General features: G+C 75.9%; 23 protein-coding genes. 10 read left to right on the top strand and 13 right to left on the bottom strand.

What is annotated here, in order from left to right; genetic code table 11:
• The first annotated feature begins 187 nt into the window (after positions 1 to 187).
• Complete coding sequence (locus tag ACF1ED_RS17845; RefSeq protein ID WP_391761437.1) at positions 188 to 577, top strand: DUF1844 domain-containing protein; 390 nt, start codon at positions 188 to 190, stop codon at positions 575 to 577.
• 31 nt (positions 578 to 608) lie between these two features.
• Here ACF1ED_RS17845 and ACF1ED_RS17840 read toward each other — a convergent pair whose 3' ends face one another.
• From ACF1ED_RS17840 to ACF1ED_RS17830, 3 genes are read right to left on the bottom strand one after another with little or no spacing between them, the layout of a single operon-like run.
• Positions 609 to 1,343, bottom strand: coding sequence for an SseB family protein (locus ACF1ED_RS17840; RefSeq protein ID WP_391761435.1), 735 nt, complete (start codon positions 1,341 to 1,343; stop codon positions 609 to 611).
• A 46-nt stretch (positions 1,344 to 1,389) separates the two neighbouring features.
• Positions 1,390 to 2,580 carry a type VII secretion-associated serine protease mycosin gene (gene mycP / locus ACF1ED_RS17835; RefSeq protein ID WP_391761433.1) on the bottom strand — a complete coding sequence of 397 codons (1,191 nt, stop codon included), beginning with the start codon at positions 2,578 to 2,580 and terminating at the stop codon, positions 1,390 to 1,392.
• Positions 2,577 to 3,746 (bottom strand): hypothetical protein, encoded by a 1,170-nt coding sequence (locus ACF1ED_RS17830; protein WP_391761431.1) that lies wholly within the window; start codon positions 3,744 to 3,746, stop codon positions 2,577 to 2,579. Before ACF1ED_RS17830 ends, mycP begins: the two co-directional genes overlap by 4 nt.
• A gap of 613 nt (positions 3,747 to 4,359) precedes the next feature.
• Between ACF1ED_RS17830 and ACF1ED_RS17825 the strand changes: the two genes are divergently transcribed.
• Positions 4,360 to 5,562: an amino acid deaminase/aldolase gene (locus ACF1ED_RS17825; protein WP_391761430.1), complete on the top strand. Its 1,203-nt coding sequence runs from the start codon at positions 4,360 to 4,362 to the stop codon at positions 5,560 to 5,562.
• Between the two features lie 2 nt (positions 5,563 to 5,564).
• Here the strand turns inward: ACF1ED_RS17825 and ACF1ED_RS17820 are convergent, their stop codons facing one another.
• From ACF1ED_RS17820 to ACF1ED_RS17810, 3 genes are all read right to left on the bottom strand, one after another.
• Positions 5,565 to 6,350: a 3-oxoacyl-ACP reductase gene (locus ACF1ED_RS17820; protein WP_391761428.1), complete on the bottom strand. Its 786-nt coding sequence runs from the start codon at positions 6,348 to 6,350 to the stop codon at positions 5,565 to 5,567.
• A gap of 2 nt (positions 6,351 to 6,352) precedes the next feature.
• The gene (locus tag ACF1ED_RS17815) at positions 6,353 to 7,717 is read right to left on the bottom strand and encodes an aldehyde dehydrogenase family protein (protein WP_391761426.1); all 1,365 of its coding nucleotides are present in this window, start codon (positions 7,715 to 7,717) and stop codon (positions 6,353 to 6,355) included.
• 78 nt (positions 7,718 to 7,795) lie between these two features.
• Positions 7,796 to 9,160 carry a glutamine synthetase family protein gene (locus tag ACF1ED_RS17810; protein WP_391761424.1) on the bottom strand — a complete coding sequence of 455 codons (1,365 nt, stop codon included), beginning with the start codon at positions 9,158 to 9,160 and terminating at the stop codon, positions 7,796 to 7,798.
• A 93-nt stretch (positions 9,161 to 9,253) separates the two neighbouring features.
• On the opposite strand from ACF1ED_RS17810, the gene ACF1ED_RS17805 reads away from it, so the two are divergent.
• Both ACF1ED_RS17805 and ACF1ED_RS17800 read left to right on the top strand, forming a co-directional pair.
• Positions 9,254 to 9,988, top strand: a complete 735-nt coding sequence (locus ACF1ED_RS17805; protein ID WP_391761890.1) for a FadR/GntR family transcriptional regulator — start codon at positions 9,254 to 9,256, stop codon at positions 9,986 to 9,988.
• 77 nt (positions 9,989 to 10,065) lie between these two features.
• Positions 10,066 to 10,758, top strand: a complete 693-nt coding sequence (locus ACF1ED_RS17800) for a gamma-glutamyl-gamma-aminobutyrate hydrolase family protein (RefSeq protein WP_391761422.1) — start codon at positions 10,066 to 10,068, stop codon at positions 10,756 to 10,758.
• Between the two features lie 61 nt (positions 10,759 to 10,819).
• Here the strand turns inward: ACF1ED_RS17800 and ACF1ED_RS17795 are convergent, their stop codons facing one another.
• Entirely contained in the window at positions 10,820 to 12,265 is a 1,446-nt protein-coding gene (locus ACF1ED_RS17795) for a purine-cytosine permease family protein (RefSeq protein WP_391761420.1), read from the bottom strand.
• Between the two features lie 67 nt (positions 12,266 to 12,332).
• Between ACF1ED_RS17795 and ACF1ED_RS17790 the strand changes: the two genes are divergently transcribed.
• Positions 12,333 to 13,142, top strand: coding sequence for a TetR/AcrR family transcriptional regulator (locus ACF1ED_RS17790; protein ID WP_391761418.1), 810 nt, complete (start codon positions 12,333 to 12,335; stop codon positions 13,140 to 13,142).
• Positions 13,143 to 13,748: 606 nt separating this feature from the next.
• Complete coding sequence (locus ACF1ED_RS17785; protein WP_391761416.1) at positions 13,749 to 15,377, top strand: amidohydrolase; 1,629 nt, start codon at positions 13,749 to 13,751, stop codon at positions 15,375 to 15,377.
• Positions 15,378 to 15,409: 32 nt separating this feature from the next.
• Here the strand turns inward: ACF1ED_RS17785 and ACF1ED_RS17780 are convergent, their stop codons facing one another.
• Positions 15,410 to 16,327: a LysR family transcriptional regulator gene (locus ACF1ED_RS17780; RefSeq protein ID WP_391761414.1), complete on the bottom strand. Its 918-nt coding sequence runs from the start codon at positions 16,325 to 16,327 to the stop codon at positions 15,410 to 15,412.
• 343 nt (positions 16,328 to 16,670) lie between these two features.
• Here ACF1ED_RS17780 and ACF1ED_RS17775 point away from each other — a divergent pair, with 343 nt between their 5' ends.
• On the top strand, positions 16,671 to 17,831 hold the full coding sequence (locus ACF1ED_RS17775) for a TDT family transporter (RefSeq protein WP_391761412.1): 1,161 nt from the start codon (positions 16,671 to 16,673) through the stop codon (positions 17,829 to 17,831).
• Here the strand turns inward: ACF1ED_RS17775 and ACF1ED_RS17770 are convergent.
• The 4 genes from ACF1ED_RS17770 to ACF1ED_RS17755 form a co-directional block, all read right to left on the bottom strand.
• Positions 17,758 to 18,501, bottom strand: a complete 744-nt coding sequence (locus tag ACF1ED_RS17770) for a helical backbone metal receptor (protein WP_391761410.1) — start codon at positions 18,499 to 18,501, stop codon at positions 17,758 to 17,760. The two genes, ACF1ED_RS17775 and ACF1ED_RS17770, sit on opposite strands and share 74 nt — an antisense overlap.
• A complete protein-coding gene (locus ACF1ED_RS17765) occupies positions 18,498 to 19,049 on the bottom strand; it encodes a helix-turn-helix domain-containing protein (RefSeq protein WP_391761408.1) in 552 nt (183 codons plus the stop codon). The genes ACF1ED_RS17770 and ACF1ED_RS17765 overlap by 4 nt, the downstream gene beginning before the upstream one ends.
• A gap of 177 nt (positions 19,050 to 19,226) precedes the next feature.
• On the bottom strand, positions 19,227 to 21,035 hold the full coding sequence (locus ACF1ED_RS17760) for an ABC transporter permease/substrate binding protein (RefSeq protein WP_391761406.1): 1,809 nt from the start codon (positions 21,033 to 21,035) through the stop codon (positions 19,227 to 19,229).
• Positions 21,028 to 22,077: a glycine betaine/L-proline ABC transporter ATP-binding protein gene (locus ACF1ED_RS17755; protein ID WP_391761404.1), complete on the bottom strand. Its 1,050-nt coding sequence runs from the start codon at positions 22,075 to 22,077 to the stop codon at positions 21,028 to 21,030. Before ACF1ED_RS17755 ends, ACF1ED_RS17760 begins: the two co-directional genes overlap by 8 nt.
• A 602-nt stretch (positions 22,078 to 22,679) precedes the next feature.
• On the opposite strand from ACF1ED_RS17755, the gene ACF1ED_RS17750 reads away from it, so the two are divergent.
• Positions 22,680 to 23,600 carry a 5'-3' exonuclease H3TH domain-containing protein gene (locus tag ACF1ED_RS17750; RefSeq protein WP_391761888.1) on the top strand — a complete coding sequence of 307 codons (921 nt, stop codon included), beginning with the start codon at positions 22,680 to 22,682 and terminating at the stop codon, positions 23,598 to 23,600.
• 141 nt (positions 23,601 to 23,741) lie between these two features.
• On the top strand, positions 23,742 to 24,590 hold the full coding sequence (locus ACF1ED_RS17745; RefSeq protein ID WP_391761402.1) for a siderophore-interacting protein: 849 nt from the start codon (positions 23,742 to 23,744) through the stop codon (positions 24,588 to 24,590).
• A gap of 78 nt (positions 24,591 to 24,668) precedes the next feature.
• On the opposite strand, the gene ACF1ED_RS17740 is transcribed toward ACF1ED_RS17745, so the two are convergent.
• Positions 24,669 to 25,340 carry a MerR family transcriptional regulator gene (locus ACF1ED_RS17740; RefSeq protein WP_391761400.1) on the bottom strand — a complete coding sequence of 224 codons (672 nt, stop codon included), beginning with the start codon at positions 25,338 to 25,340 and terminating at the stop codon, positions 24,669 to 24,671.
• Positions 25,341 to 25,550: 210 nt separating this feature from the next.
• Between ACF1ED_RS17740 and ACF1ED_RS17735 the strand changes: the two genes are divergently transcribed.
• On the top strand, positions 25,551 to 26,441 hold the full coding sequence (locus ACF1ED_RS17735; protein WP_391761887.1) for a hypothetical protein: 891 nt from the start codon (positions 25,551 to 25,553) through the stop codon (positions 26,439 to 26,441).
• Positions 26,442 to 26,450: the final 9 nt, after the last annotated feature.

Genomic DNA, 26,450 nt, shown 5'->3' with positions numbered 1-26,450 from the left:
GGCTCCATCGTCCGTACGGAACGATGGGCGCCACCTGACCGGTGACCCGCCGCCCGCGAGGGCGGTCAGGTGGGAGATCGGAGCCTCCACTTGTGGGCCGGGCACACAGGTGTCCGGCCGGTCGTTACACAAGGTTAGCAGGACCCGGCGGTCGGCGCGAACCGTGCGCCCGCTTATCGTGTGGGGCATGAGCGAGACCCCCCAGAACGAGTCCACGACCGCCCCCGACGCCTCCGGCGACAACCCCGACTTCGACGCCATGGCCCGCGACATCGCCGAGGTCCCGGCGGTCGAGGTGATCGTGACCGTGGCCGTCAACCTGATGAGCGCCGCCGCGGTCAAGCTCGGCCTCACCGAGGAGGGCGACGCGCACAAGGACCTCGACGAGGCGCGCAAGCTCATCCACGCGCTCGCCGGTCTCCTCGACGCCAGCACCACGGAGATCTCGTCCTTCCACGCCGCCCCCCTGCGCGACGGCCTGAAGTCCCTCCAGCTCGCCTTCCGCGAGACGTCCCTCGTCCCGGACGAGCCGGGCCAGGGCCCGGGCGAGAAGTACACGGGCCGGGTGTTCGGCTAGGGCCGCCGGGCGGGGGACGCCGCTCCCCCGCTCAGTCCCGTACGTAGAAGGGCTCGCCCGGAGGGGTGGCCGCGGCCGGCAGCAGTGCCAGGTCGAGGCCCCGCACCAGGCGGGCCCTCAGTGTTTCGTCGGCGGCCAGGGCGCGGGCCACGCGCCGGGCGGTCTCGGCGGGGGCCGCGTCCCCGGCGAGGACCAGGGCGAGGGTGCCGTCGGCGGTGCCGGGGCCCAGGTGGGCGCGGAGCACGGCGGGCTCGGCGGCGACGGCGGCGCGGACCGCGTCCCGGACCGCCGGGTCGTCCAGCGGGTCGGTGCCGGTGCGGCCCTCGGCCAGGGCCAGCAGCGCGGAGCCGCTCACCTGGTACGGCACGGGTCCCGCCATGTCGAGGACCAGGGTGTCGGCCTTCTCGTGGACGAGCGCGGCGAGCGCCTGCCGGAGGGGGACGGCGACGGGCCGGGCGGCCGGGTCCCACAGGGCGAGCGAGGCGGTCGAGGTGAAGGCGGGCAGGCCGCGCCGGTCGCCGGCGGTCAGCGTCGGCACCGCCATGTCGCTGGTCTTCTCCCGCTTGAGGCCCGTCTCCGGGTCGGTCTCCACCTCGCCGAGGACGGCGACGACGGGGACGAGGAGCCGGGCGCCGCGCAGGGCCTCCAGGACGGGGCCGTGCGCGGTCCTGTCCTCCGCCCAGGCCGCGAGGGCCGCGGCGAGCGCCGGGTCGGCGGTGCCGTCGTCGTCGGAGAAACCGGGGTCGGGGATGTTCTTGAGCTCCACGCCCCGAGCCTAACGGGCCGTGCGCGGGGCTCCGGCCGCCGGGCCGTCAGCGGGTGCGGCCGGCCCGGTGGAGGACGAGGGCCGTCAGCAGGAGGAGGGCGCCGAGGCCGCCGGCGAGGGGGGCGAGGAGCCCGGGGGCGGTGCTCTCCTCGGCGGCCGGGAGGGGACCGGGGCCGAAGTACTGGCCGCGGTATCCGGCGGTGGCGTCCTTCGGGTCGCCGGCCTTCAGCGCCGCCCCGGCCGCGATGGCGGCGGCCGGGTCGACCGTGCCGTAGCCCTTGGCGTCGCTGCGGCCCCCCTCGGGCCGGTCGCGGGCGGTGTCGACGAGGAGCTTCTTGACCTGGGCGGGGGTCAGGTCGGGGTGGGCGGAGCGGACGAGGGCGACGGCGCCCGAGACGAAGGCGGCGGCGGCGCTGGTGCCCCAGCCCTCGTAGTACTTGCGGTCGGGGTCGGCGATGACGATGTCGACGCCGGGGGCGCTGACCGTGGCGTACCAGCGGCGGGTGGAGAAGAGGGCGCGGGTGCCGTAGCGGTCGACGGCGGTGACGGCGATGACGCCGGGGTAGGCGGCCGGGTAGGAGATGTGGTCGCCCTTCTCGCCGCCGTTGCCGGCGGAGGCGACGACGGAGACGCCCTTGCCGAGGGCGTACTGGACGGCGGCGTCCTCGCCGGGGTCGGGGTGGGCGGACTTCGAGTCGTCGCCGAGGGAGAGGTTGATGACGTCGGCGCCGTGGTCGGCGGCCCAGCGGATGCCCTCGGCGAGGGCCGTGCCCCGGGTCTCGCGGGCCTTCTCGCGGGCCTTGTCCTTGCCTTCGAGGATGACCCGCACGGGCAGGACGCGGGCGCCGGGGGCGATGCCCAGGACCCCGCTGTCGTCGGCCCAGCCGTGGCCGTGCCCGGCGATGATCCCGGCCATCGCGGTGCCGTGGCGGGCCCAGTGCTCGTCGCCCTCGGCGGCGCCGAAGCCGATGAGGTCGTGGCCGGGCAGGACGGAGCCGGTGAGGTCCGGGTGGTCGGCGTCGACCCCGGTGTCGAGGACGGCGACGGTGACGCCCTCGCCCTTGGTGGTGCGCCACGCCTCCTCCGTGCGGAGGGTGTCGAGGCCCCACTGGCGGTCGCGGATGGCGTCGGCGTGGGCGGGCGCGGCGGCCGGGAGCACCGAGAGGGCGGCGGCGAGCAGGACGGCGGCGGGGGGCACCGCGGCGCGTGCGCGGCTGCGGGGGCGGGGGCGGGTCACCGCTGTTCCTCTTCCTTCGCCGCGTTCAGGGCGGTGGTGCGGAGCTGCTTCTCCACGCGGTCGGCGATGCCGAGGGCCTCGTGGCCGAGGCCGGACTGGGCGACGGCGTCCGTGCGGTCCTTCTTCATCGCCTGGTCGGCGGGGACGGCGCGGTCGACGGCGCGGCCGTCGGCGAAGCCGGAGACGGCGGTGACGACGACGGGCAGGTCGGTGGGGGCGGCAACCCACCAGCCGGCCCGCTGCGCCGGGCCGAACCCGGCGGCGACGGTGCCGGGGCCGGGCAGCGCGGGCGGGACGTCCTGGCCGAGGCGGGCGGCGAGCCGGCGGCCGTCGAGGGCGCGCTGGGCGGTGACGTCGGCGCGGGTGAAGACGACGCCGACGGTGAGGACACTGCTGGCGGTGGCGTCGGTGTACGTGGCGCGCAGCACGCGCTCGCAGCCGAGCGGGCGCAGGGCGGCGAGCAGCTTCGGGGCGACGGTGGCGGTGGCGCAGGGGGCGTCCGGGGCGACGACGACGCGGGTCCAGGTGCGGGCGGAGGGGCCGGGGCCCGCCTGGGGGGCGGTGAGGGTACGGGGGAAGAGGGTGTCCACGGGCGCGTTGTGCCAGAGCTCCTTGGCGACGGCGTACTCCGGCGGTTCGGCGGGCTTCCCGTCACCGGACGCGGCGAGCCACACCCCGGCGAGCGCCCCTCCGATCAGCCCGATCCCCAGGACGACGCAGGCGCCGACGGCCAGGGACCTCCCCCGCCGCCGCTCCCGTATGGGCCGCAGCCGGGTGGTCGTCTCGACGGGCGTCTCCGGCGGCGCGTACGCCGGCACCCGCACGGGCCGCAGCCGCGCGGTCGTCTCGACCGGGGCGGCAGCGGGCGGCACGGTGCCCGCGCGGTGCGGGGCCCCGTCCGGGCGCGGGCCGGACGCGGCCGGCTGCCGCTCCGGGCGGGGCGGGGGCAGCGGCGCGGAACCGGCGGCGGCCGGGCGCGGCTGGGCGGGGCGGGCGGCCGGAGGCGGCGGAGTCGCACCGGCCGGGCGGCGCGGAGCGGCCGCGGGCGGGGCGGTCGCGGGCGGGGCGGCCGCCGGCGGCCGCCCGGGGCGGGCCGGGGGCGGGCCGACCCGGCCCGTCGCGGGGCGCGGGGCGGGCGGCGCCGCCGCCGGGCGCTGCGGGGCCACGGCCGGGGGCAGCGGGCCCGGGGCGGTCGCGGGGCGCGGGGGCGTGCCGGATTCGGGGCGCGGAGGCGTTCCCTGCGCGGGGCGCGGGGACGTTCCCGGCGCGGGGCGCGGAGGCGTTCCCGGCGCGGGGCGCGGAGGCGTTCCCGGCGCGGGGCGCGGGGGCGGGGCGGTACCGGATTCGGGGCGTGGGGCCGGGGCCGGGGCCGTACCGGACTGCGGGCGCGGGACCGGAGCCGTACCGCGGGGAGCCGGGGCCGTACCGCGCGGGGCCCGGGCCGTGCCGGGCTGGGGGCGGGGCGGTCCGTCGGCGGGCGGGCCGGGCTCCGGGCGCGGGGGCGGAGTCGTCGCGGGGCGCGGGGGCGGAGTCGTGCCGGGTTCCGGGTGGGGGGTGCGGAGGGGCGGGGTGAGGTCGGTGGTGAGGGAGGCCAGGGCGCTCTCGGGGGGCTTCACGCGAGGGCGGAGGGTCTCTGTGGCGCGGGACGGGCGGGGGTTCTCTTCGCTGGTCATCCCGCCCCCTGCTCCTGCCGACAATGCCCGCCACTCTACGGGCTGTTCCCCGCCACGCGGGAACTCAGGGGTACCGGCCCCCCTGACGGTCTGGCAAGCTCGGGCCATGACTCCCCGTGCCGCCGACCGGGCCCGGTACGACCGGGCCACCGCCGCTCTCGACGCGCCGCTGGCGGTCGTCGACCTGGAGGCCTTCGACGCCAACGCGGACGATCTGGTGCGGCGGGCGGGCGGGAAGCCGGTCCGGGTGGCGAGCAAGTCGGTGCGGTGCCGGGCGCTGCTCGACCGGGTGCTGGCGCGGGACGGCTTCGCCGGGATCATGTCGTTCACGCTCGCCGAGTCGCTGTGGCTGGCGCGGGCCGGGTACGAGGACGTGCTGCTCGCCTACCCGTCCGCCGACCGGGCGGGCTTCGCGGAGCTGGCGCGGGACCCGAAGCTCGCCGCCGCCGTCACCGTGATGGTCGACGACGTGGCGCAGCTCGACCTGATCGACGCGGCCCGGGCCGGCGGCACCGAGGAGGTGCGGGTCTGCCTGGAGATGGACACCGCGCTGCGGCTGCTGGGCGGCCGGGTGCGGATCGGGGCCCGGCGGTCTCCGCTGCGGACTCCCGCGCAGCTGGCCGAGCTGGCCCGGTCGGTGGTCCGGCGGCCGGGGTTCCGGCTGGCCGGGCTGATGGCGTACGAGGGGCACGTGGCGGGGGTCGGGGACGCGGTGGCCGGCCGGCCGCTGCGGTCCCGGGCGGTCCGGGCGATGCAGGCGGTGGCCCGCCGGGAGCTGGCCGAGCGGCGGGCGGCGGTGGTCGGGGCCGTACGGGCGGTGGCGCCGGACCTGGAGTTCGTGAACGGCGGCGGCACCGGCAGCGTGCAGCACACCGCGGCCGAGGCGGCCGTCACCGAGATCGCCGCCGGGTCGGGGCTCTACGTGCCGCGGCTCTTCGACGGCTACTCGTCCTTCAGCGGGCGCCCGGCGGCGCTCTTCGCGCTGCCGGTGGTGCGGCGGCCCGGCGTCGGGGCCGTCACCGTGCTCGGCGGCGGCTATCCGGCGTCCGGCGCGGCCGGGCGGGACCGGCTGCCCGTCCCGTACCTCCCGGAGGGGCTGCGGTACGACCCGCAGGAGGGTCCCGGCGAGGTGCAGACCCCGCTGCTGGGCTCGCCGGCCGACGATCTGCGGATCGGCGACAAGGTGTGGTTCCGGCACGCGAAGGCCGGCGAGCTGTGCGAGCGGTTCGACGCGCTGCACCTGGTGGCGGGCGACCGTGTCGTGGACACGGTGCCCACCTACCGGGGCGAGGGCCGGACGTTCCTGTAGGGCTACAGGGGCGTCACGTACGCGCCGGAGATGCCGCCGTCGACGAGGAAGTCGGCGGCGTTGACGAACGAGGAGTCGTCGCTGGCGAGGAAGGCGACGGCCGCCGCGATCTCCTCCGCCTCGGCGAACCGGCCGACCGGGATGTGCACGAGCCGGCGGGCGGCCCGCTCCGGGTCCTTGGCGAACAGCTCCCGGAGGAGCGGGGTGTTGACCGGCCCCGGGCAGAGCGCGTTGACCCGGATGCCCTCGCGGGCGAACTGCACGCCGAGCTCGCGGGACATGGCGAGGACGCCGCCCTTGGAGGCGGTGTACGAGATCTGGCTGGTCGCCGCGCCCATGATCGCGACGAACGAGGCGGTGTTGATGATGGAGCCCTTCCCCTGGCGGCGCATGTAGGGCAGGGCGGCCTTGCAGCAGAGGTAGACGGAGGTGAGGTTGACGTCCTGGACGCGCTTCCACGCCTCCAGGCCGGTCTCCAGGATGGAGTCGTCGTCGGGCGGGGAGATGCCGGCGTTGTTGAAGGCGACGTCGACGGAGCCGTAGGTCTCGAAGGCGGTGCGGAACAGCGCCTCGACCTCCTCCGGGTCGGTGACGTCGACCTTGACGAAGGTGCCGCCGACGGCCTCGGCGGCGGCCTTGCCCGCCCGCTCGTCGATGTCGCCGCAGACGACGTTCGCGCCTTCGGATGCGAGGCGGCGGGCGGTGGCGAGGCCGATGCCGCTGCCGGCGCCGGTGATGACGGCGGTGCGGCCGACGAGCCGGCGGCAGACGATCTCTTCGTTGGTCATGGTCAGCCTTCCGTGCTGATGAAGACGTTCTTGGTCTCGGTGAAGGCGGTCAGGGCGTCGGGTCCGAGTTCGCGGCCGAGGCCGGACTGGTGGAAGCCGCCGAAGGGGGTCCAGTAGCGGACGCTGGAGTGGGAGTTGACGGAGAGGTTGCCGGCCCGGACGGCGCGGGAGGCGCGCAGGGCGCGGCCGACGTCGCGGGTCCAGATCGAGCCGGAGAGGCCGTACGGGGTGGCGTTGGCGAGCCGGATCGCGTCGGCCTCGTCCTCGAAGGGGAGGACGACGGCGACGGGGCCGAAGATCTCCTCGACGGCGCAGGGGGCGTCCTCGGGGACGCCGGTGAGGACGGTCGGCGGGAACCAGAAGCCGGGCCCCTCGGGCGCCTTGCCGCGGACGGCCCCGGCGGACTCGGGGACGTAGGAGCGGACCCGGTCGAGCTGGGCCCGGGAGATCAGCGGGCCCATCTGGGTGCGCGGGTCGAGCGGGTCGCCGACGACGGTCTCCTCGATCGCCGGGGTGAGGAGTTCCATGAAGCGGTCGTGGACGCTGCGCTGGACGAGGATGCGGGTGCGGGCGCAGCAGTCCTGGCCGCTGTTGTCGAGGAAGGCCATGGGGGCGGCGGCGGCCGCCGCCTCGACGTCCGCGTCCGCGAAGACGATGTTGGGGCTCTTGCCGCCGAGTTCGAGGGTGAGCCGCTTCACCCGGTCGGCGGCCTTGGCCATGATCCGCTTGCCGGTGCTGGTGGAGCCGGTGAAGACGATCTTGGCGACGCCGGGGTGGGTGACGAGGGCTTCCCCGGCGACGGGGCCCTCGCCGGGGAGGACCTGGAAGAGGTGCTGGGGGAGGCCGGCCTCCAGAGCGAGTTCCGCGAGGCGGAGCGCGGTGAGGGGGGTGGCCTCGGCCGGTTTGAGGACCACCGCGTTGCCGGCGGCGAGGGCGGGGGCGGTGGCCCAGGCGGCGATCGGCATGGGGAAGTTCCAGGGCGCGATGACGCCGACGACGCCGAGGGGTTCGAGGATCGTGAGGTCGATGCCGCCGGGGACGGGGATCTGGCGTCCGTTCAGGCGCTCCACTCCCCCGGCCGCGTAGTCGAGGAGGTCGCGGACGTTCCCGGCCTCCCAGCGGGCGTTGCCGATCGTGTGCCCGGCCTCGCGGACCTCCAGGAGGGCGAGTTCCTCGGCGTGGGCGTCGACGACGGAGGCGAAGCGGCGGAGCAGCCGGGCGCGGTCGGCGGGGGCGGCGGCGGCCCACGCGGTCTGCGCGGTGGCGGCCCTGCCGACGGCGGCGTCGACGTCGGCGGGGCCGGCGGCGGGGACGGTGGCGACGAGTTCCTCGGTCGCCGGGTTCAGTACCCGGAGTTCGGTGGGCAAGGGCTCGGTCCTCTCGGGGGTGTGCGGAGGTGTCCGGGCGCTCGGGGGCGGCCGGGCGTTCCAAGGCGCTCCGGGCGCTCAGTGGCGTTCGAAGGAGCGGCGCAGTTCCCAGTCCGTGACCGCCGCGTCGAAGGCGGCGAGTTCGACGCCGGCCATGTTGCGGTAGTGGGCGACGACCTCGGCGCCGAAGGCCTCCTTGGCGATCTCGCTGGTCTCCCAGAGCTCGGCGGCCTCGCGCAGGGTGGTGGGGACGTGGGCGTGGTCGGCGGCGTAGGCGTTCCCGGTGCAGGGCGGGGGGAGTTCGAGGCCCCGCTCGATGCCGTGGAGGCCGGCGGCGATCATCGCGGCGACGGCGAGGTAGGGGTTGACGTCGCCGCCGGGCAGCCGGTTCTCGAAGCGGGTGGAGCGCCCGTGCCCGACGGTCCGCAGCGCGCAGGTGCGGTTGTCGGGGCCCCAGGCGACGGCGGTGGGGGCGAAGGAGCCGGGCTGGAAGCGCTTGTAGGAGTTGATGTTGGGGGCGTAGAGGAGGGAGAAGTCCCGCAGGGCGGCCAGCTGCCCGGCGAGGAAGCGCCTCATGACCTCCGACATCCCGTGGGGGCCGTCCCCGGCCATCACGTTGGTGCCCGCCGCGTCCTGGAGGGAGAGGTGGATGTGGCAGGAGTTGCCCTCGCGCTCGTTGTACTTGGCCATGAAGGTGAGCGAGACGCCCTCCTGGGCGGCGATCTCCTTGGCTCCCGTCTTGTAGACGGCGTGCTGGTCGCAGGTGACGAGGGCCTCGTCGTAGCGGAAGGCGATCTCGTGCTGGCCGGGGTTGCACTCGCCCTTGGCGGACTCGACGGTGAGGCCGGCGGCGGCCATCTCGTTGCGGATGCGGCGCAGCAGGGGTTCGACGCGGCCGCCGCCGAGGATCGAGTAGTCGACGTTGTACTGGTTGGCCGGGGCGAGGTCCCGGTAGCCGGCGTCCCAGGCCTGCTCGTAGGTGTCCTTGAAGACGATGAACTCCAGCTCGGTGCCGACGTGCGCGGTGATGCCCCGGTCGGCGAGGCGGTCCAGCTGGCGGCGGAGGATCTGGCGCGGGGCGGCGACGACGGGCGAGCCGTCGGCCCAGGTCAGGTCGGCGGTGACCAGGGCGGTGGCCTCGTTCCAGGGGACGCGGCGCAGGGTGGCGAGGTCGGGGCGCATGGCGAAGTCGCCGTAGCCGCGGTCCCAGGAGGACATGGCGTAGCCGTCGACGGTGTTCATCTCGGTGTCGACGGCGAGGAGGTAGTTGCAGCCCTCGGTGCCGTGGGCGAGGACCTCGTCCAGGAAGAAGGGGGCGGCGAAGCGCTTCCCCTGGAGCCGGCCCTGCATGTCCGGGAAGGCCAGGACGACGGTGTCGATCTCGCCGTCCGCCACGAGGGAGCGCAGCTCCTCGACGGTCAGCGGGGGTGTGCGGTCTGCCACGGGACGACTCTCCTCGTTCGGCTGCCGGGAGTCATAAGGTATGGGGCGAGACCATTGCTTGGGAAGCGTCAGGGGCAGGGGTGACGAGAAGTGATCCGTACGAGTGAACCGGCCGGTCCCGCCGACCGGTTGACGCCGGTGCTGCGCCCGGTCCGGGCCGGCAACGGCTTCGAGGAGGCCCTGGAGCAGATCCTCCAGGTGGTCCGCCTGGGCCTGGTCCCCGACGGCGAGCGGCTGCCCTCCGAGCGGGAACTGGCCGAGCGGATGGGGATCAGCCGGGTGACGCTCCGCGAGGTCCTCAAGGTGCTCCAGGAGCAGGGACTGGTGGAGAGCCGGCGCGGCCGGTACGGCGGGACCTTCGTGCTGCCCCGCCCCCAGGACCCCGACGGGGCGGAGCTGCGCCGCCGGACCGCCGCCGTCGACATGGAGGACGCGCTGCGCTTCCGGGAGGTCCTGGAGGTGGGGGCGGCCGGGCTGTGCGCGGCGCACGGCCTGGACGCGGCGGGCGGGGAGCGGCTGCGGGCGGCGCTGGCGGCCACCCGTGACGCGCCGCCGGCCGGCTACCGGCGCCGGGACACGCTGCTCCACCTCACGCTGGCCGAGCTCTCCGGCTCGCCCAGCCTGGCCGCCCAGTACGCGGCGGTCCGCGCGACCGTCAACGACCTGCTGGACTGCATCCCGCTGCTCGTGCGCAATCTGGAGCACTCCCAGCACCAGCACACCGCGCTGGTGGAGGCGGTCCTGGACGGCGACGCGGACGCGGCCCGCGAGGTGGCGCGGGAGCACTGCGCGGGGACGGCGGCACTGCTGCGCGGCTTCCTGGCGTGAAAGGTATGTCGCCGGTCCATTGGCGTGTGCGGGGCCCTAGAGTCGGCGCACGTCCCGCGAGCCCCAGGAGGCAGCCCGTGACCAAGCCGCTCATCGGCGTGACGACCTATCTCGACCGGGCCCGCTGGAGGGTGTGGGACATGCCCGCGGCGCTGCTGCCCGCCCATTACCCGCGGTACGTACGGGAGGGCGGCGGTCTGGTCGCGATGTTGCCGCCGGACGGGCCGGCCGAGGCGGCGGCCGTGGTGGCCCGGCTCGACGGCCTGGTCGTGGCGGGCGGGGCGGACGTGGAGCCCGCGCGGTACGGCGCCGAGCCCGACCCGCGGACCGGTCCGCCGGCGCGGGAGCGGGACGCCTGGGAGCTGGCGCTGATCGACGCGGCGCTCGCCTCCGGCACCCCGCTGCTCGGCGTCTGCCGGGGGATGCAACTGCTCAACGTGGCCCTGGGCGGGACGCTCGTCCAGCACCTGGACGGGCACGTGGAGGCGGAGGGGGTGATGGGCCGGCATCCGGTGAAGCCGGTGCCGGGGACGCTCTACGCCTCCCTGGTCCCCGAGCAGACCGGGGTGCCGACCTACCACCACCAGGCCGTGGACCGCCTCGGCGCGGGACTGGCGGCCTCGGCCCACGCGGAGGACGGCACGGTGGAGGCGGTGGAACTGGCGGCGCCCGCCTGGGTCCTCGGGGTCCAGTGGCACCCGGAGATGGGCGAGGACCTCCGGGTCGTCCGGGGGCTCGTCCGGGCGGCCGGGGCGGGCGCACGGCGGTGAGACGGGGGCGCGGGGCGGCCGGGGTGGGCGGTCCGGCCGCCCCGCGGTTCGGGGGCCGGGGTCAGGCGGCGGGCAGGGTGGCGGCGACCGCGCGGCGGCCGAGGACCACGTAGAGGACGGTGGCGACGGCCATGCCGACGGGCAGCGAGAGGTCCATGCCGAGGGCGGCGGCGACCGGCCCGGTGTAGACGCTGTCGACGCACAGGGCGCCGGCGGCGAGCCCGCCGAACAGGGCCGCGGCGCCCGCCGGGTTGACGCCGCCGGTGTACCAGAACGGGCTGCCGGGGGTCTCGTCGGCGAGGGCCGCGGCGTCGTAGCGGTTGCGGCGCAACACGATGTCGGTGGCGTAGACGCACATCATCGGGCCGGTGAGGACCGTGACCACCTGGAGGGCGTTGCTGACGGTGTCCAGGAAGTTGGAGACCAGCAGCGCGTAGAGGGTGAGGGCGACGGCGACGGCCCCGTCGAAGAGGACGCTGACGGTGCGCCGGATCCGCAGGCCCACGGCCTGGAGGGCGAGTCCCGCGCTGTACGCGGTGAGGGCGTTGATGGCGATGGTGCCGAGGACCAGGGCCAGCAGGAACACCGGCACGAACCAGCCCGGCAGGATCGCCTGGAGCGCCGTCTGCGGGTCCGTCATGTCGACGGCGGTGGCGGCGAGGGCGCCGAGCGAACAGACCACGACGCTCGGCGCGAACGCGCCGAGCGCGGTCCACAGGACGATCGCGCGCGGGGAGCTGTCGCGGGGCAGGTAGCGGGAGAAGTCGGCGCTCGTCGTGTACGAGAGCGGGCCCGAGGCGATCATCGTGGTGCCCGCGATCAGCACCGCCCACAGGGAGGGGCCGGAGAGCGGCTCGGCGGGGGCGTACGCGAGGTCGGCGTGGCGCAGGACGGCGACGGCGACGACGGCGAAGGCGGCGCCGAGGGCCAGGGTGATCGGCAGGTAGAGCTTGATGATCAGCGCGTGCCCGTAGACGCTGATCGTCAGCGTGAGGGCGGCGATGACCACCACGACCGCGGCCTTGACCGCGGCGTTCGCCGGTATTCCGGCCCTCTCCACGAGGGCGAAGGCGGCGGTCGCGGCGGCGGCCAGGTTGAGGGCGAAGTAGCAGACGGAGACCAGCCAGCCGCCGACCGCGTTGTTCACGCGGTTGCCGAGGACGCCGTAGAGGGCGCGGGTGACGACCTCGCTGGGCGCGCCCGCGGCGGGGCCCGAGGTGGCGAGCACGCCGGTGAGCACCCAGAGGAGGTTGCCGGCCACGATCACGCCGATCGCCTGCCCCAGGGTGAGCCCCATGAGGACCAGCGCGCCGCCGATGACGAGGCTGAGGTAGTTGACGTTCGCCGCCGCCCAGACGGAGAAGAGCTCACGGGGGTGGCCGTGGCGCTCGGAGTCCGGGATGTGGTCGATGCCGTGGGCCTCGACGCGGCCCGGCCGGTCACCGGCCGGCAGGGGTGTCCCCTCGCGCTCTGTCCCGGGGCGCGGGTCGGGGATCGTGGAAGCCATGCGGCCCTCCGGTGCGTGATTGCCCACCTGGTTGCTTATTGGTCGCACACTCAATAGCATCGCCGGTATGTCGTCAAGCGTTCAGCGCAAGCGCATCCGGAAATCACCCGAGGCCCGGCGGGCGGAGATCGTCGCGACCGCCGCGCGGACCGCCCTCACCGAGGGACTGGAGTGCGTCACCCTGCGGCGGGTCGCCGAGGAACTGGCGGTCAGGCCCGGTCTGATCAGCCACTACTTCCCCTCGGCCGAGGACCTGGTGGCCGAGGCCTTCTCGGCCGCCGCCCTCGGCGAGCTGGACGCGCTGCTGCCCCGGGAGCGCCCGGACGGCACCCCGGCGCAGTACCTGGCCCGGTACTTCGCGCTGTCGTCCGGCGACGCCTACGACGACATCAGCCGCCTCTGGATCAACGCCCGCCACCTGAGCCGCTACCGGCCCGTCCTGCGGGACGTGGTCACGCGGATGGAGCTGGCCTCCGACGAGCGGCTGGAGACCCTGATCCTCGACGGCGTCGCCCGGGGCGAGTTCCGCACGGAGGACGCGCGGTCGGCGGCCATCCAGATCCTCGTGGTCCTCGACGGCCTCGGCGCCCACGCCAACTCGGACCGCACCGACCGCCCCCCGGCGGTGACCCGGCTGGCCCTCAGCACGGCGGAACGCGCCCTCGACCTCCCGCACGGCACCCTCGACGCCCCCGGCGCCACCGGCACCCTGCCGCTCGACTTCTCCCCCACGGAGGCGGCGGAGGCGGCGGTGCCGCGCGCGGCGGCTGAGGCGGCGGCGCAGGCGGCACAGGCGGAGGCGGCGGAGGCGGAGGCGGAGGCGGAGGCCGCGAGCGTGGCGGCGTCGGCAGCCGCCACGACGGTCGCCGACGCCTGACGGCCGCCGCCCGCGGCCGAGGGCCGATGGCCGCCGGCGCCGGTCGACCGGCGGCGCCGACGGCCGGCAGCGCTCCGGGTCCCCGGGAGCGCTGCGGGCCCGACAGCGGCCATCCGGCGACGGCCCGGCGGCTCACCGGGCCGCCCCGGGCCGAGCCCGCCCGGTGCCGGCCGGGCGGGCCCCCTCCTGGCCGAACGGCGCGGCGCCGGGTCACCAGTGCACGGGGCCGCCGGAGCAGTGGGCTGCCGGGCACCGGCTTGCCGGGCCACCAGAGCACCGGTCACCGGCCACCGGCTTGCCGGGCTACCAAAGCACCGGGTCACCGGAGTGCCGGCACACCGGGCCACCGAACCACCGGCCTCTCGGGCCACCGGCCTGCCGGGCCACCGGAGCACCAGCCCGTCGGGCCACCGGAGTGCCGGAACACCGAGGCACCGGATCGCCCGGTCTCCCGGCCACCAGGCCTCCCGGCCACCCGGCCGGACGGCGCGGCGCCGGACCGCCGAGGCCACCGACCACCGGCCACCGGCCACCGGCCACCGGCCACCGGCCACGTCGCGTACCGCGCACACCCCTTCTCGTCCCACCACCGCAAGGAGTTCCACCGTGTCCAGCCGACTCGTCCTCCACTCCGCACGTCTGCTCGACCCCGCCACCGGGGCCTTCCTCGCGGCGAGCGCGCTCGCCGTGGACGGGGAGGGGCGGATCACCGCGCTCGGCGACGACCGCGAGGTGCGGGCGCTCGCCGGGGCCGCGACGACCGTCGTCGACCTCAAGGGGGCCGTCGTCACGCCCGGCCTCGTCGACGGGCACGTGCACCCCGTGACCGGGGCCGAGCTGACCGGCGGCCTCGACCTCTCCCGCTGCGAGGACCTCGGGGACGTACGGGAGGCCCTGGCGCGCGAGGCGCGCGGGCTCGGGCGGGGCGAGTGGCTCTTCGCCTGGGGGCTCGACCCGAACGTCTTCGGCGACGAACCCGTCGGCGTCGCGCCCTTCGACGCCGTCCTCGACGGGGTGCCCGCCTTCCTGCTGCTCTTCGACGCGCACTCCGCGCTCGCCTCCCGCCGCGCCCTCGAACTCGCCGGGATCGACGGCCCGCGCGCCTTCGCCCAGGCCTCCGCCGAGATCGTCTGCGACGCCGACGGGCGTCCCACCGGGCTGCTCCAGGAGGACGCCGCCTGCGAGCTGGTCGAGCGGGTCGCCCCGCGGCCCACCCGCGCGGAACGCCTGGAGCGGCTGGCGTCCGCGCTCGACGCCATGGCGGCGGCCGGGCTGACCGGCGGACACGTCATGGACGCCAACGGCGACAGCCTCGACCTCTTCGCCGAACTGGACGCCGCCGGCCGGCTGCCGCTGCGGCTGCGCGTGGCCCCCTGGTGCCAGCCCGGCACGGACGCGGACGGCGTCCGCGAGCTGATCGCGCTCCAGGAGCGGGGCGGCGCCCTGTGGCAGGTCGCCGGAGTGAAGCTCTTCATGGACGGCACGATCGACAACGGCACGGCGTGGCTGGAGCGGCCCGACTGCCACGGCGAGTCCACCCACGCCTTCTGGCCGGAGCCGGAGGCGTACACGGAGATCGTCGGCGCGCTGCACCGCGCCGGGGTGCCGACGGCGACCCACGCCATCGGCGACGCGGCCGTCCGGCACGTCCTCGACGCGGTCGAGAAGGCGCGGGCCACCGGCGGCCGGGCGGTGCGCCACCGGGTCGAGCACATCGAGACCGTGCCGGACGACACCCTGCGCCGCTTCGCCGAGCTGGGCGTGGTCGCCTCCATGCAGCCCACCCACTGCTGCGACTTCACCCGCGCCGACCACACCGACAACTGGTCCCGCCGGCTCGGCGAGGAGCGCGCCGGGCGCGCCTGGCGCTGCCGGGACCTGCTGGACTCCGGGGCCACCGTGGTGCTCGGCTCGGACTGGCCGATCGCCCCCTTCCCGCCGCTGGGCGTGCTGGCCGGCGCCGTGCACCGCCGCCCGTCCCGCGACCTGTGCCAGCCGCCGCACGGCCCCGAGCAGGCGCTGACCGCGCTGGAGGCGCTGCGCGGCCTCACGACGGCCGCGGCCCACGCGGCGGGCGAGGAGCGGAGCTCCGGCCGCCTCGCCCTCGGCCACCGCGCCGACCTGACGGTCCTGGCCGCCGACCCCCTCACCACCCCGGCCGCCGAACTCCCGGACGTCCCGGTGCTGCTGACGGCGGTGGACGGACGGATCACCCACCGGGCGGCCGGGCTGTAGGCCCCTTCGCCGCGCGGCGGGCCGCCGGCCCCTCAGCCGCCCGGGTGGGCCCGGGTCAGGGAGAGGAGGTCGCGGGCCGGGCCGGTGGGGCGGTGGCCGGTGGGCCAGACGGCGCGGAGGTCGCGGCTGAGGTGCGCGCCGGCGACCGGGACGGCGACCAGGCGGCGGGAGGACAGCTCCTCGGCGATCGCCAGTTCGCTGAGGACCGCCGGGCCCGCGCCGCTGACCGCCGCCGCCTTCACCGCGGTGGTGGAGGCCAGTTCGAGCAGCGGCCGGGCGAGGCCGCCGTGCCCGGCGAGGGCCGCGTCGAGGACCTGCCGGGTGCCCGAGCCGTGCTCCCGCAGCACCAGCGGGGTCCCGGCCAGCTCGGCCGGGTCGATCGGCTTCCGGCGGCGGGCCCACGGGTGCGAGGGCGCCACGACCACGGCCAGCCGGTCGTGGGCGACGACCGTGCCGTCGAGCCCGTCCGGCACGGCCAGCCCCTCGACGAAGCCGAGGTCCGCCTCCCCCGCGAGCAGCCGTTCCGCGACCACCGCCGAGTTCCCCGCCTGGAGCGACACGGCGGTGTCCGGCCGCTCCGCGCGCAGCGCGATCAGCCAGCCCGGCAGCAGGTACTCGGCGATCGTCATGGACGCGACCACCCGCAGCCGCGAGTCCCGCCGCCCGCGCAGCGCCTGCACCCCCGCGTCGAACGCCTCCGCCGACTCCACGATCCGCCGCGCCCAGTCGGTGACCAGCGCGCCCGCGTCGGTGAGCCGGGAGCCGCGCGGGGAGCGGTCGACGAGCGCCACCCCGAGCTGCCGCTCCATGGAGCGGATCCGGCTGCTGGCCGCGGGCTGGGTGATGCCCACCTCGCGGGCGGCGGCGCCGAGGCTGCCGTGCCGGGCGACGGCGAGGAGCAGTTCGAGGGCCCCGAGGTCGGGCACGCGGTGCGAGAGGTGCGCGGTCACGGGACCGGAGGCCGTACCGGAAGCGGAAGCCGTACCGCGACCGGAGCCCGCACCCGCGCCGCCACCGGCCCCACCCCCGCCACCGCCCCCGGCCGCCGCGATCGCCCGCGCGGCCGTCCGCCTCCCGGAGGCCCCGGAGGCCCCGGAGACCCCGGAGACCCCGGAGACCCCGGCGGCCTCGGCTGGCCCGGAGACCCCGGAGACCCCTGCGGTCCCACCCGCCCCGGTGCCCCGATCCGCCGGTCCCGCGCTGTCGTCCCGCTCCCTGCTCATAAGGCCAGCTTATGACGTCATAGCCACATGATCCCTGGTGGGGGCCGTGACCAGGGACGACGGTGGAGCCATGGCAAGCCTCGCACCCTCCGGCCCCCTCCTCGGCGCCACCGCGCCCGGCGTCCGCGTCTCCCGTTCGGTCCGTCACCTCGGACCGAACTGGTACGCCTCCGTGATGGGCACCTCCGTCGTCGGCACCGCGGGCGCCGCGCTGCCCGTCGCCGTGCCCGGCCTCCGTACCCTCTGCACCGCCGTCTGGGCGCTGTCGCTCGCGATGCTGCTGACCCTGCTCGCGGCCCGGGCCGCGCACTGGAGCCGCCACCGCGACCAGGCCCGCGCCCATCTCCTCGACCCCGCGATGGCACCCTTCTACGGCTGCCTGTCGATGGCGCTGCTCGCCGTCGGCGGCGGCACGCTGACGCTCGGCCGGGACTGGATCGGCCTTCCGGCGGCCGTCGCCCTCGACACCGTCCTGTTCACCGCGGGCACCGCCGTGGGTCTCGTGGCGGCCGTCGCCGTGCCCTACCTGATGGTGGTCCGGCACCGCATCGAGCACGCCTCCCCGGTCTGGCTGCTGCCCGTCGTCGCGCCCATGGTCTCCGCCGCGCTCGGCCCCCTGCTCCTCCCCCACCTGCCCGAGGGGCAGGCCCGGCAGACCCTCCTCCTCGCCTGCTACGCGATGTTCGGGATCAGCCTGCTGGCCACCCTGGTGATGCTGCCGCTGGTCTTCGGCCGGCTGGTCGTCACCGGCCCGCTGCCGCTCGCGCTGACCCCGACGCTCTTCCTCGTCCTGGGTCCGCTCGGCCAGTCGACCACCGCGGCCAACGTCTTCGCCGACTCCGCCGCCGGCGTGCTGCCCGACCCGTACGCGCACGGCTTCGCCGCCTTCGCCGTCCTGTACGGCGTGCCCGTCACGGGCTTCGCGCTGCTGTGGCTGGCGCTGGCCGGGGCGATGGTGGTGCGGGCCCGGCGCGCGGGCATGGGCTTCGCGATGACCTGGTGGGCCTTCACCTTCCCCGTCGGCACCTGCGTCACCGGCGCCGAGGGGCTCGCCCGGCACACCGGACTCGACGCCTTCCGCTGGCTGGCGGTCGCCCTGTACGTCCTCCTCGCCGCGGCCTGGCTGGTGGCCGGGGCCCACACCGTGCGCGGTCTGGTCAGCGGAGCGCTGCTCGCAGCGCCCGCCCCAGCACCCGCGGTGCCCGCGCCAGCGACGGCCCGTACCAGGTGAGCATCCGCCCGTCGACGAGCGCGGCCGCGGCCCCGGGGAACGCCTCGGGGCCGTCGTCCGCCGTGAAGCGGTACGGCTCGTCCGGGAGGACCACCAGACGCGGACCGGCCGCGGTCAGCTCGGCGAGCGGCACCTTCGGATAGCGCTCCTCGTGGTCCGCGTACAGGTTGCGGACGCCGAGGCGGGCGAGCAGGTCGCCGGCGAAGGTGTCCCGGCCGAGCACCATCCAGGGCCGCCGCCAGACCGGCACGACGGCGGTGACTCCGTCCCCCAAGGGTTCGACCGCGTCCCACGCCTCCTCCGCCTCCGCCAGCCAGCGCGGGCGGCGGGGCGCGCCGCAGGCGGCGAGGACGTCACCGAGGGCCCCGAGCCCCTGGTCGAGGGTGCGGATCTCGGTGACGAGGACCTCGGCTCCGCCCGCGCGCAGGGCGGCCAGGTCGGGGGCGCGGTTCTCCTCCTCGTTGGCGAGGACGAGGTCGGGGCGCAGCGCGAGGACGGCGGGCACGTCGGGGTTCTTGGTGCCGCCGATCCGGGCGACGCCGAGGCCGGCGGGGTGGGCGCACCAGTCGGTGGCGCCGACGAGCAGCCCGGGGGCGGTGACGGCGACGGCCTCGGTGAGCGAGGGCACCAGGGAGACCACGCGCGGGGCCCGGCCCCTGACCTGCGTCACTCCTCCTCCACCTCGACGTGGTCGGCGACCGCGACGACCAGGAGGCGGGTGCCGGGTTCGGTGGCGCGCCAGCGGTGCCGGACGCCGCCGGAGAGGTACAGGGTGTCGCCCCGGCCGAGCCGGTGGGCGCGGCCCTCGGCCTCGACCTCGACGGCGCCGTCGGCCACGTACAGCAGCTCGTCGTTGCGGTGCTGGAACTCGCGGCCCGCGTCCTGCTCGCCGGTGAACTCCAGGGCGTGCAGCTGGTGCCGGGCGCGGACCAGGCGCCGCGCCCCGTCGGGCAGCGCGGCGGTGCCCTCGTCGGCGCGGACCACGTCGACGGTGCGGGCGGCCTCGGCCGCGGCGAGGAGTTCGGCGGCGCTGGTCTGGAGGGCCTCGGCGACCAGTTCGAGGGAGCGGCGGCTGGGGCGGGCGCGCTCGTTCTCGATCTGGCTGAGGAAGGGCACCGACAGGCCGCTGCGGGAGGCGACGACGGCGAGGGTGAGCTGGAGGGCCCGGCGGCGCCTCTTGACGGCCGCGCCCACGCGGGGTGCTTCCTTCTCGTCCATGGCGGCTCCCTCCCTCTGCTGGCTGCCTCGTCGCGTACCGGCCGGTTACCTGCACCTTACGCAGCTTTGGGCCGGGGTTTCGCGCCGTGGCGGAAAGGGGGCGGGAACGGAACGCCGAGAGGGGCGGTCGCCGAGCACGTTCGGCGACCGCCCCTCTCCGGCGGGTGAGGTCCGGCCCTACTGCGGGGCGAGCCGCTCCGCGAGGCCGGGCTGGGCGTCGAGCCAGGTCCGGACGGCCTGCTGCTCCTTGCCCTTGCCGGTCTCCTGGATCTGCGCCTCCAGGCCCGTGAGCTGCTTCTCGGTGAGCTCGAAGTCCTTCAGCCAGGTGCTGACCTCGGGGTTGTCCTCGCCGAAGCCCTTGCGGGCGAGGGTGTGGACGCCGTCGCCCTCGCCCCACACGCCCTTCGGGTCGGCGAGCTTCGTCAGGTCGTGGGCGGAGTAGGCCCAGTGCGGCGACCAGAGGGTGACGACGACCGGCTCCCGGCGGTCGTACGCGCGCTTCAGCTCGGCGAGCATGCCGGGCGTGGAGCCGTCGACGACCTCGTACTCGCCCTCCAGGCCGTACTCCTTGAGCACCTTGTCCTTGAGGATGCCCATCATCCCGGCGCTGGGCTCGATGCCCACGATCCGGCCCTTGAAGCGGTCGCCCTTGCCCTTGAGGTCGGCGAGGGACTTCACGTCCTTCACGTACGAGGGGACGGAAAGCTCCAGGGAGGTCGGGCCGTACCAGGAACCGAGGTCCTCCAGCTTGTTCCCGTACTTCTCCAGGTACTGGGCGTGGGTGACGGGCAGCCAGGCGTCGGTCTGGAAGTCGAGCTGCCCGCCGGCCAGGCCGGTGTAGAGCGCGCCGGCCTCCAGCTGCTTGGTCTCCACCTCGTAGCCGCGGCGCTCCAGGAGCTCCTTCCACAGGTAGGTGGAGGCGATGCCCTCGTCCCAGGGGATGTAGCCGATGCTGAGCTTCTTGCCGTGTCCGGCGCCCGCGCCGGCGGCGGTCGTCGAGGTGGCGCCGGAGCCGCCGAGGAAACCGGAGCCGCCCGCGACGAGCGCGAGGACGACGATGCCGACGAGCGCGGTGACGGGCTGGGGGCGGTGCGCCCACAGCTGCGCGGTGCGGCGGCGGGCGGTGGCGGCGCGGGCCTTCGCGAGGGCGCGGCGGCCGAGCGGGGAGACCTGCCGGCCGAGCGCGCCGGTCATCCGGTCGAGGTACATGGCGAGGACGACGATGGAGACGCCCGCCTCGAAGCCGAGGCCGATGTCGACGTTGCCGATGGCCTTGTACACGGCGCCGCCGAGTCCGCCGCCGCCGACCATGCCGGCGATGACGACCATGGAGAGGCCGAGCATGATGACCTGGTTGACGCCGGCCATGATCGTCGGCACGGCGAGCGGCAGCTGCACGCGCAGCAGGGTGTCGCGCGGGGTGGTGCCGAAGGCCTCGGCGGCCTCGACCAGTTCGGCGTCAACCTGACGGATGCCCAGCTCCGTCATGCGCACGCCGGGCGGCAGCGCGAAGACGATGGTGGCGATGATGCCGGGGACGACGCCGACGCCGAAGAAGATGATGCCGGGGATGAGGTAGACCATGGCCGGCATGGTCTGCATGAAGTCGAGGACCGGCCGCAGCACGGCGCTGACCGTCTTCGACCGGGCCGCCCAGATGCCGAGCGGGACGGCGATCACCAGGGTGACGAGGGTGGCGACGAGGACGAGCGAGAGCGTCGCCATCGCCTCGTCCCACAACTGGACGGAGTCGACGAGCGCGAGGCCCGCGAAGGAGAGCGCGCCGGCGGCGAGCCCGCGCAGCCACCAGGCGATCACGGCGAGGATGCCGGCGAAGAGCAGCGGCTGCGGCGCCGACAGGACGGCGTCGATGCCGTCGTAGAGGCCGGTGATGCCGGTGCTGACGGCGTCGAACAGCCAGGAGAAGCGGGACTGGAGCCAGTCGACGGAGCCGTCGACCCAGGAACCGAGGGGAAGCTCAGGCACGCGCGGTCACCTCCTCGGCCGCGAGTCCGCCCATCACGGCGAGCAGCCTTTCTTTTCGTACGACTCCGAGCGTCGAGCCGCCGGAGTCGCGGACGGTCACGGGGTGCGGGCCCGCGGCGGCGAGGGCGCACAGGTCGGCGAGGAGCGTGTCGGGGCCCGCGACCGGGGCGTCCGGGTCGGCGGGGCCGTCGGACGCGGTCATCACGGCGGAGGCGGTGAGCACGCGGGAGCGGTCGACGTCCTGGATGAAGGAGGCCACGTAGTCGTCGGCGGGCCGGACGAGGATGTCCTCGGCGGAGCCGAGCTGCACGATCCGGCCGCCGCGCATGACGGCGACGCGGTCGCCGATGCGCATGGCCTCGTTGAGGTCGTGGGTGATGAAGACGATGGTCTTCTTCAGCTTCTTCTGGAGCACCAGGAGCTGGTCCTGCATGTCACGGCGGATCAGCGGGTCGAGGGCGCTGAAGGACTCGTCCATGAGCAGCAGGTCGGCGTCGGTGGCGAGCGCCCGGGCCAGCCCCACGCGCTGCTGCATGCCGCCGGAGAGCTCGTCCGGCCAGGACTGCTCCCAGCCGGCCAGGCCGCACAGCTCCAGCGCCTCGGCGGCGCGCTTCTCGCGCTCGGCGCGCGGGACGCCCTGGACCGCCAGGCCGTAGCCGGCGTTCTCCAGGACGGTGCGGTGCGGGAAGAGCGCGAAGTGCTGGAAGACCATGCTGATCCGGCGGGAGCGGACCTCCCGCAGCGCGCGGGGGGAGAGCGCGGTGAGGTCGTCGCCGTCGTAGAGGACGCGGCCAGCGGTCGGTTCGAGCAGGCCGTTCAGCATGCGCAGCAGGGTGGACTTGCCGGATCCCGAGAGGCCCATGACCACGAAGATCTGGCCCGGTTCGACCACGAACGAGGCGTCGACGACGGCGGCGGTGACGCCGTCCTCGCGCAGGTCGTCGCGTTCGGCGCCGTTCACGAGGGCGCGGACGGCCGCGGTCTCGTCGGCGGGGCGTCTGCCGAACACCTTGAACAGGTGGTCGGCCTGGAGCCTGGACACACTTCACCTCACGGGTAGCAGGGAAAACGGCCCGCCACCCCCGCGGCCGGGCCGTCGGAGCGGGGCGGGATCTGCCCGCGACACCCGTCGCGTACGGGGCCCACTGCTCGGGGCCCCTTACCGGGTCCGCTCCGGGCTCGCGCCTGCCCCGACCCCCCGAGGGCAAACGCGAAGGTGACGGGGGTCACGGACGGAACATCACGAGCGGGTTTCCGGGGCGCTGGGCGAGGGGCTGGGGCGGGGGCTGCGGGCGGGGGTCCGGCGGCGGGGCGGGCGCGTCGAGCCGGGCGCTGGGGGCGGGGCTCCGGGGACGTCGGGGCGGGGCCGCGGGCGGGGTTCCGGGACGTCAGGGCGGGCGCTGTGGGCGGGGTTCCGGGGACGCCGGGCCGGGCGCGTCGGGCCGGGGGCTGCGGGCGGGGCTCCGGGGGTGTTGAGGCGGGCGCTGCGGATGGGACTGCGGGGGTGTTGAGGCGGGCGCTGCGGGTGGGGCCGCGGACGGGTCTCTGGGGCGCGGGGGCGGGGGCTGTGGGCGGAGCTCCGGGGACGTCGGGGCGGGCGCTGTCGGTGGGGTGCGGCATGATCGGGGGGTGACGCGACGCCTGATGCTCCTGGACACCGCCAGCCTCTACTTCCGCGCGTACTTCGGCGTGCCGGACTCGGTCCGGGCCCCGGACGGGACGCCGGTGAACGCCGTGCGCGGGCTGCTCGACTTCATCGGCCGACTGGTCCACGACCACCGGCCGGACGACCTCGTGGCCTGCTGGGACGCCGACTGGCGACCGCAGTGGCGGGTGGACCTGATCCCCTCGTACAAGGCGCACCGGGTGGCCGTCGAGACGGAGACCGGACCGGACGAGGAGGAGGTCCCGGACACGCTCTCCCCGCAGGTGCCGGTGATCGAGGAGGTCCTCGCGGCGCTCGGCATCGCCCGGATCGGGGCGGCCGGGTACGAGGCGGACGACGTGATCGGCACGCTGACGGAGCGGGCGAAGGGCCCGGTGGACATCGTCACCGGCGACCGGGACCTCTTCCAGCTGGTCGACGACGAGCGGGCGGTCCGGGTGCTGTACCCGCGCAAGGGCGTCGGCGACTGCGACCTGGTGGACGACGAGCTGATCCGCACGAAGTACGGGGTGCGCCCCGGCCAGTACGCCGACTTCGCCGCCCTGCGCGGCGACGCCAGCGACGGCCTGCCCGGCGTGAAGGGCATCGGCGAGAAGACCGCCGCGCAGCTGATCACCGAGTACGGCGACCTGGCCGGCGTCCGGGCAGCCGCCGGGGACGCCGCCTCCCGGCTCACCCCGGCCAAGCGGCGCGGGATCGTGGAGGCGGCGGACTACCTGGACGTGGCGCCGACGGTGGTCCGGGTCGCGCGGGACGTGCCGCTCCCCGACTTCGACCCGGCGCTCCCGGCGGCCCCCCGCGACCCGGCGGCGCTGGACGCGCTGGCGGCCCGCTGGGGCCTCGGCGGGGCGGTGGGCCGTCTACTGCCGGTGCTCACGGAAGGGCGCGCCGGGGCGTGACCGGCCGGCGGCGCCGCCTGACGCGATCCCCCCGGGGATGCTAACTTAGGTATGCCTAAGTCTCAGGCGTGCCCGGTTGCGGGCCCGCCGGGGCCTCGGGACGCCCCACCGCATCACCCCCAGGCAGTCAGGAGATCCGCCGTGGCAGAGCAGCCGGCCCGCAAGGCCCCCAGGGCCACCGAAGCGCTCGTGGTGCGCACCGAGCGGATCACCCCGCACATGGTGCGGGTCGTCCTCGGCGGCCCGGGGCTGGAGGGCTTCGACGCCGGCGCGTTCACCGACCACTACGTGAAGCTGCTCTTCGCCCCCGAGGGCGTGACGTACGCGGAGCCCTTCGACATGGAGCGGATCCGGGCCGAGCACCCGCGCGAGCAGTGGCCGACCACCCGCACGTACACGGTGCGCGCCTGGGACCCGGTCCACCACGAGCTGACCCTGGACTTCGTGGTCCACGGCGACGAGGGCCTCGCCGGCCCCTGGGCGGCCCGCGCCCAGGTCGGCGAGACGGTGCGGTTCCTCGGCCCCGGCGGCGGCTACGCCCCGGACCCGGCGGCGGACTGGCACCTCCTCGTCGGCGACGAGAGCGCGCTGCCGGCGATCGGGGTGGCCCTGGAGCGACTGCCCGCGGGGGCGCTCGTGCACGCCTTCGTCGAGGTCGAGGACGCGGCCGACGAGCAGAAGTTCGCGACAGAGGCGGGCATCGAGGTGACCTGGCTGCACCGCGCCGGCCGCCCGGCGGGCGAGGCGCTGGTCGAGGCCGTGCGCGCGCTGGACTTCCCGGCGGGCGACGTGCACGCCTTCGTCCACGGCGAGGCGGGCTTCGTGAAGGAGCTCCGCCGCCACCTGCGCGTGGAGCGCGGGGTGGAGCGCGAGCGCCTGTCCATCTCGGGCTACTGGCGCCTGGGCAAGACGGACGAGGCGTGGCGCGCGATCAAGCGCGAGTGGAACGAGCAGGTGGAGCGGGAGCAGGAGCCCCCGCGGGCCGCCTGACCGAAGTCGCCCCGGAGGGCGGGGTGGAGGGGCCGACCGCCCCCTCCACCCCGCCCTCTCCCCGTTCCTCCCCTACTCCTACTCCTTCTCCTTCTCCTTGCCACCGAAGAGGCGCTCCGAGGCGTCGATCTGGGCGAGGCGGCGGAGCGCGGCGAAGAGCGCGTCGCCGAGGACCGTGCCGACGGCGACGCTCTCCACGAGTTCCTCGCGGGCCACGTGGCGGGCGACGTACTCCAGATCGGCCCGGGCGACCCTTTCCGCCGCGTCCGCGTAGTCGCCGAGGACCTCGGCGAACCGCTCGTGGCCGACGGACCCGAGCGCGGCGAGCGCGACGGCCAGCGCCTCGGCCGCCGGACTCCCCGGGAAGCAGTGCCACTCCCGCTCCCGGATCAGCGCGTCGACCCGCTCCCGCGCCCCGGCCAGCCCGCCGTCCTCCCCGCCCTCCTCGTCGCCCCCCGCGGGTTCGCCGCCGTAGCGGGGCACCATGCGCACGGCCGCCTCGCCCAACAGGCCGTGGATCGGCTTCCCGGGGTCCTCGACGGCGGCGATCACCTCGCGCACGGCCGCCACGGACAGCCCGCCGACGTCCATCAGGGCGCGGATCAGGCGCAGCCGCCGCACGTGCGTCTCCTCGTACGCGGCCTGGTTCGGGCTCGTCAGCCGGCCGGCCGGGAGCAGACCCTCCCGCACGTAGAACTTGATCGTGGGCACGGAGACCCCGGTCCTGCGGCTCAACTCACCGATGCGCACCGCGCGTTCACCTTTCCCTGGCACTCCCGGCCTTGCCGGACTCCCCTCCATCATAGATAGTGGCACTATCAGATAGCGGTAAGCGCCACTATCCATACTGACTACGGGGGGATCCGTATGTCCACGCGCACACCCACGCCCGACTCCACCTCCACCTCTCCGCCCCCGAGCGGCCGCCTCCACCGGCCCCTCCTCTGGTTCGCCGCGGCGATGGCCGTCTTCGCGGTGATCAGCGCGGGCGGGATCCTCTTCGACGACCGGACCCTCCTCGGCGCCCCGATCTGGTCCAAGCCCTTCAAGTTCGCGGTCTCGTTCGTCGCCTACGGACTGTCACTCGCCTGGATGCTGAGCCTCCTCCCGCGCGGCCGGCGGCTCGGCTGGTGGGCCGGCACCGTCGTCACGGCCGCCAGCACCCTGGAGATGGCGCTGATCACCCTCCAGGTCATCCGCGGCAGGCAGAGCCACTTCAACCAGGAGACCCCCTTCGACGCCGCCGTCTTCCAGGCCATGGGCCTCACGGTGGTCGTCCTCTGGCTGGGCGCCCTCTCCATCGCCGTCCTCCTGCTGCGCGCCCGCTTCCTCGACCGCGCCACCGCCTGGGCGGTCCGCCTCTCCTCCCTCATCGCCCTCGCGGGCGCCGCCGTCGGCTTCCTGATGGTCCGGCCCGCACCCGGCCAACTCGCCGCCACCGACCCGCCGATCGTCGGCGCCCACAGCGTCGGCGTCCCGGACGGCGGCCCCTCCCTCCCCGTCACCGGCTGGGCCTCCACCGGCGGCGACCTGCGCATCGCCCACTTCTTCGGCATGCACGCCCTCCAGCTGCTCCCCCTGCTCCTCCTCGCCCTGACCGCCCTGGCCCCCCGCTTCCCCCGCCTCGCCGACCCCCGGGTCCGCCTCCGCCTCACCCTCACCGCCGCGGCCGCCTACGCCGCCACCTTCGCCCTCCTCATCTGGCAGGCCCTCCGAGGCCAGCCCCTCCTCCACCCCGACCCCACCACCCTGACCGCGGCAGCCGCCATCACCACGGCCACCACGATCGCCGCCGGCCTGGCGCTGTCCGGCGGCCGGCGCCTCTCGGCCGCCAGGACACCGGCCGCCTGACCGGGCCCT

The sequence above is a fragment of the Streptomyces sp. NPDC014656 genome (assembly GCF_043084305.1).
GTDB lineage: Bacteria > Actinomycetota > Actinomycetes > Streptomycetales > Streptomycetaceae > Streptomyces.
This window is presented reverse-complemented; position numbering and strand designations above follow the sequence as displayed.

Coding starts and splice junctions, on each gene's coding strand:
- ACF1ED_RS17795 (WP_391761420.1), bottom strand. CDS start 12,265: ATGGCTTCCACGATCCCCGACCCGCGCCCCGGGACAGAGCGCGAGGGG.
- ACF1ED_RS17845 (WP_391761437.1), top strand. CDS start 188: ATGAGCGAGACCCCCCAGAACGAGTCCACGACCGCCCCCGACGCCTCC.
- ACF1ED_RS17775 (WP_391761412.1), top strand. CDS start 16,671: ATGGCAAGCCTCGCACCCTCCGGCCCCCTCCTCGGCGCCACCGCGCCC.
- ACF1ED_RS17820 (WP_391761428.1), bottom strand. CDS start 6,350: ATGACCAACGAAGAGATCGTCTGCCGCCGGCTCGTCGGCCGCACCGCC.
- ACF1ED_RS17735 (WP_391761887.1), top strand. CDS start 25,551: ATGGCCGTCTTCGCGGTGATCAGCGCGGGCGGGATCCTCTTCGACGAC.
- ACF1ED_RS17825 (WP_391761430.1), top strand. CDS start 4,360: ATGACTCCCCGTGCCGCCGACCGGGCCCGGTACGACCGGGCCACCGCC.
- ACF1ED_RS17765 (WP_391761408.1), bottom strand. CDS start 19,049: ATGGACGAGAAGGAAGCACCCCGCGTGGGCGCGGCCGTCAAGAGGCGC.
- ACF1ED_RS17790 (WP_391761418.1), top strand. CDS start 12,333: ATGTCGTCAAGCGTTCAGCGCAAGCGCATCCGGAAATCACCCGAGGCC.
- ACF1ED_RS17750 (WP_391761888.1), top strand. CDS start 22,680: ATGCTCCTGGACACCGCCAGCCTCTACTTCCGCGCGTACTTCGGCGTG.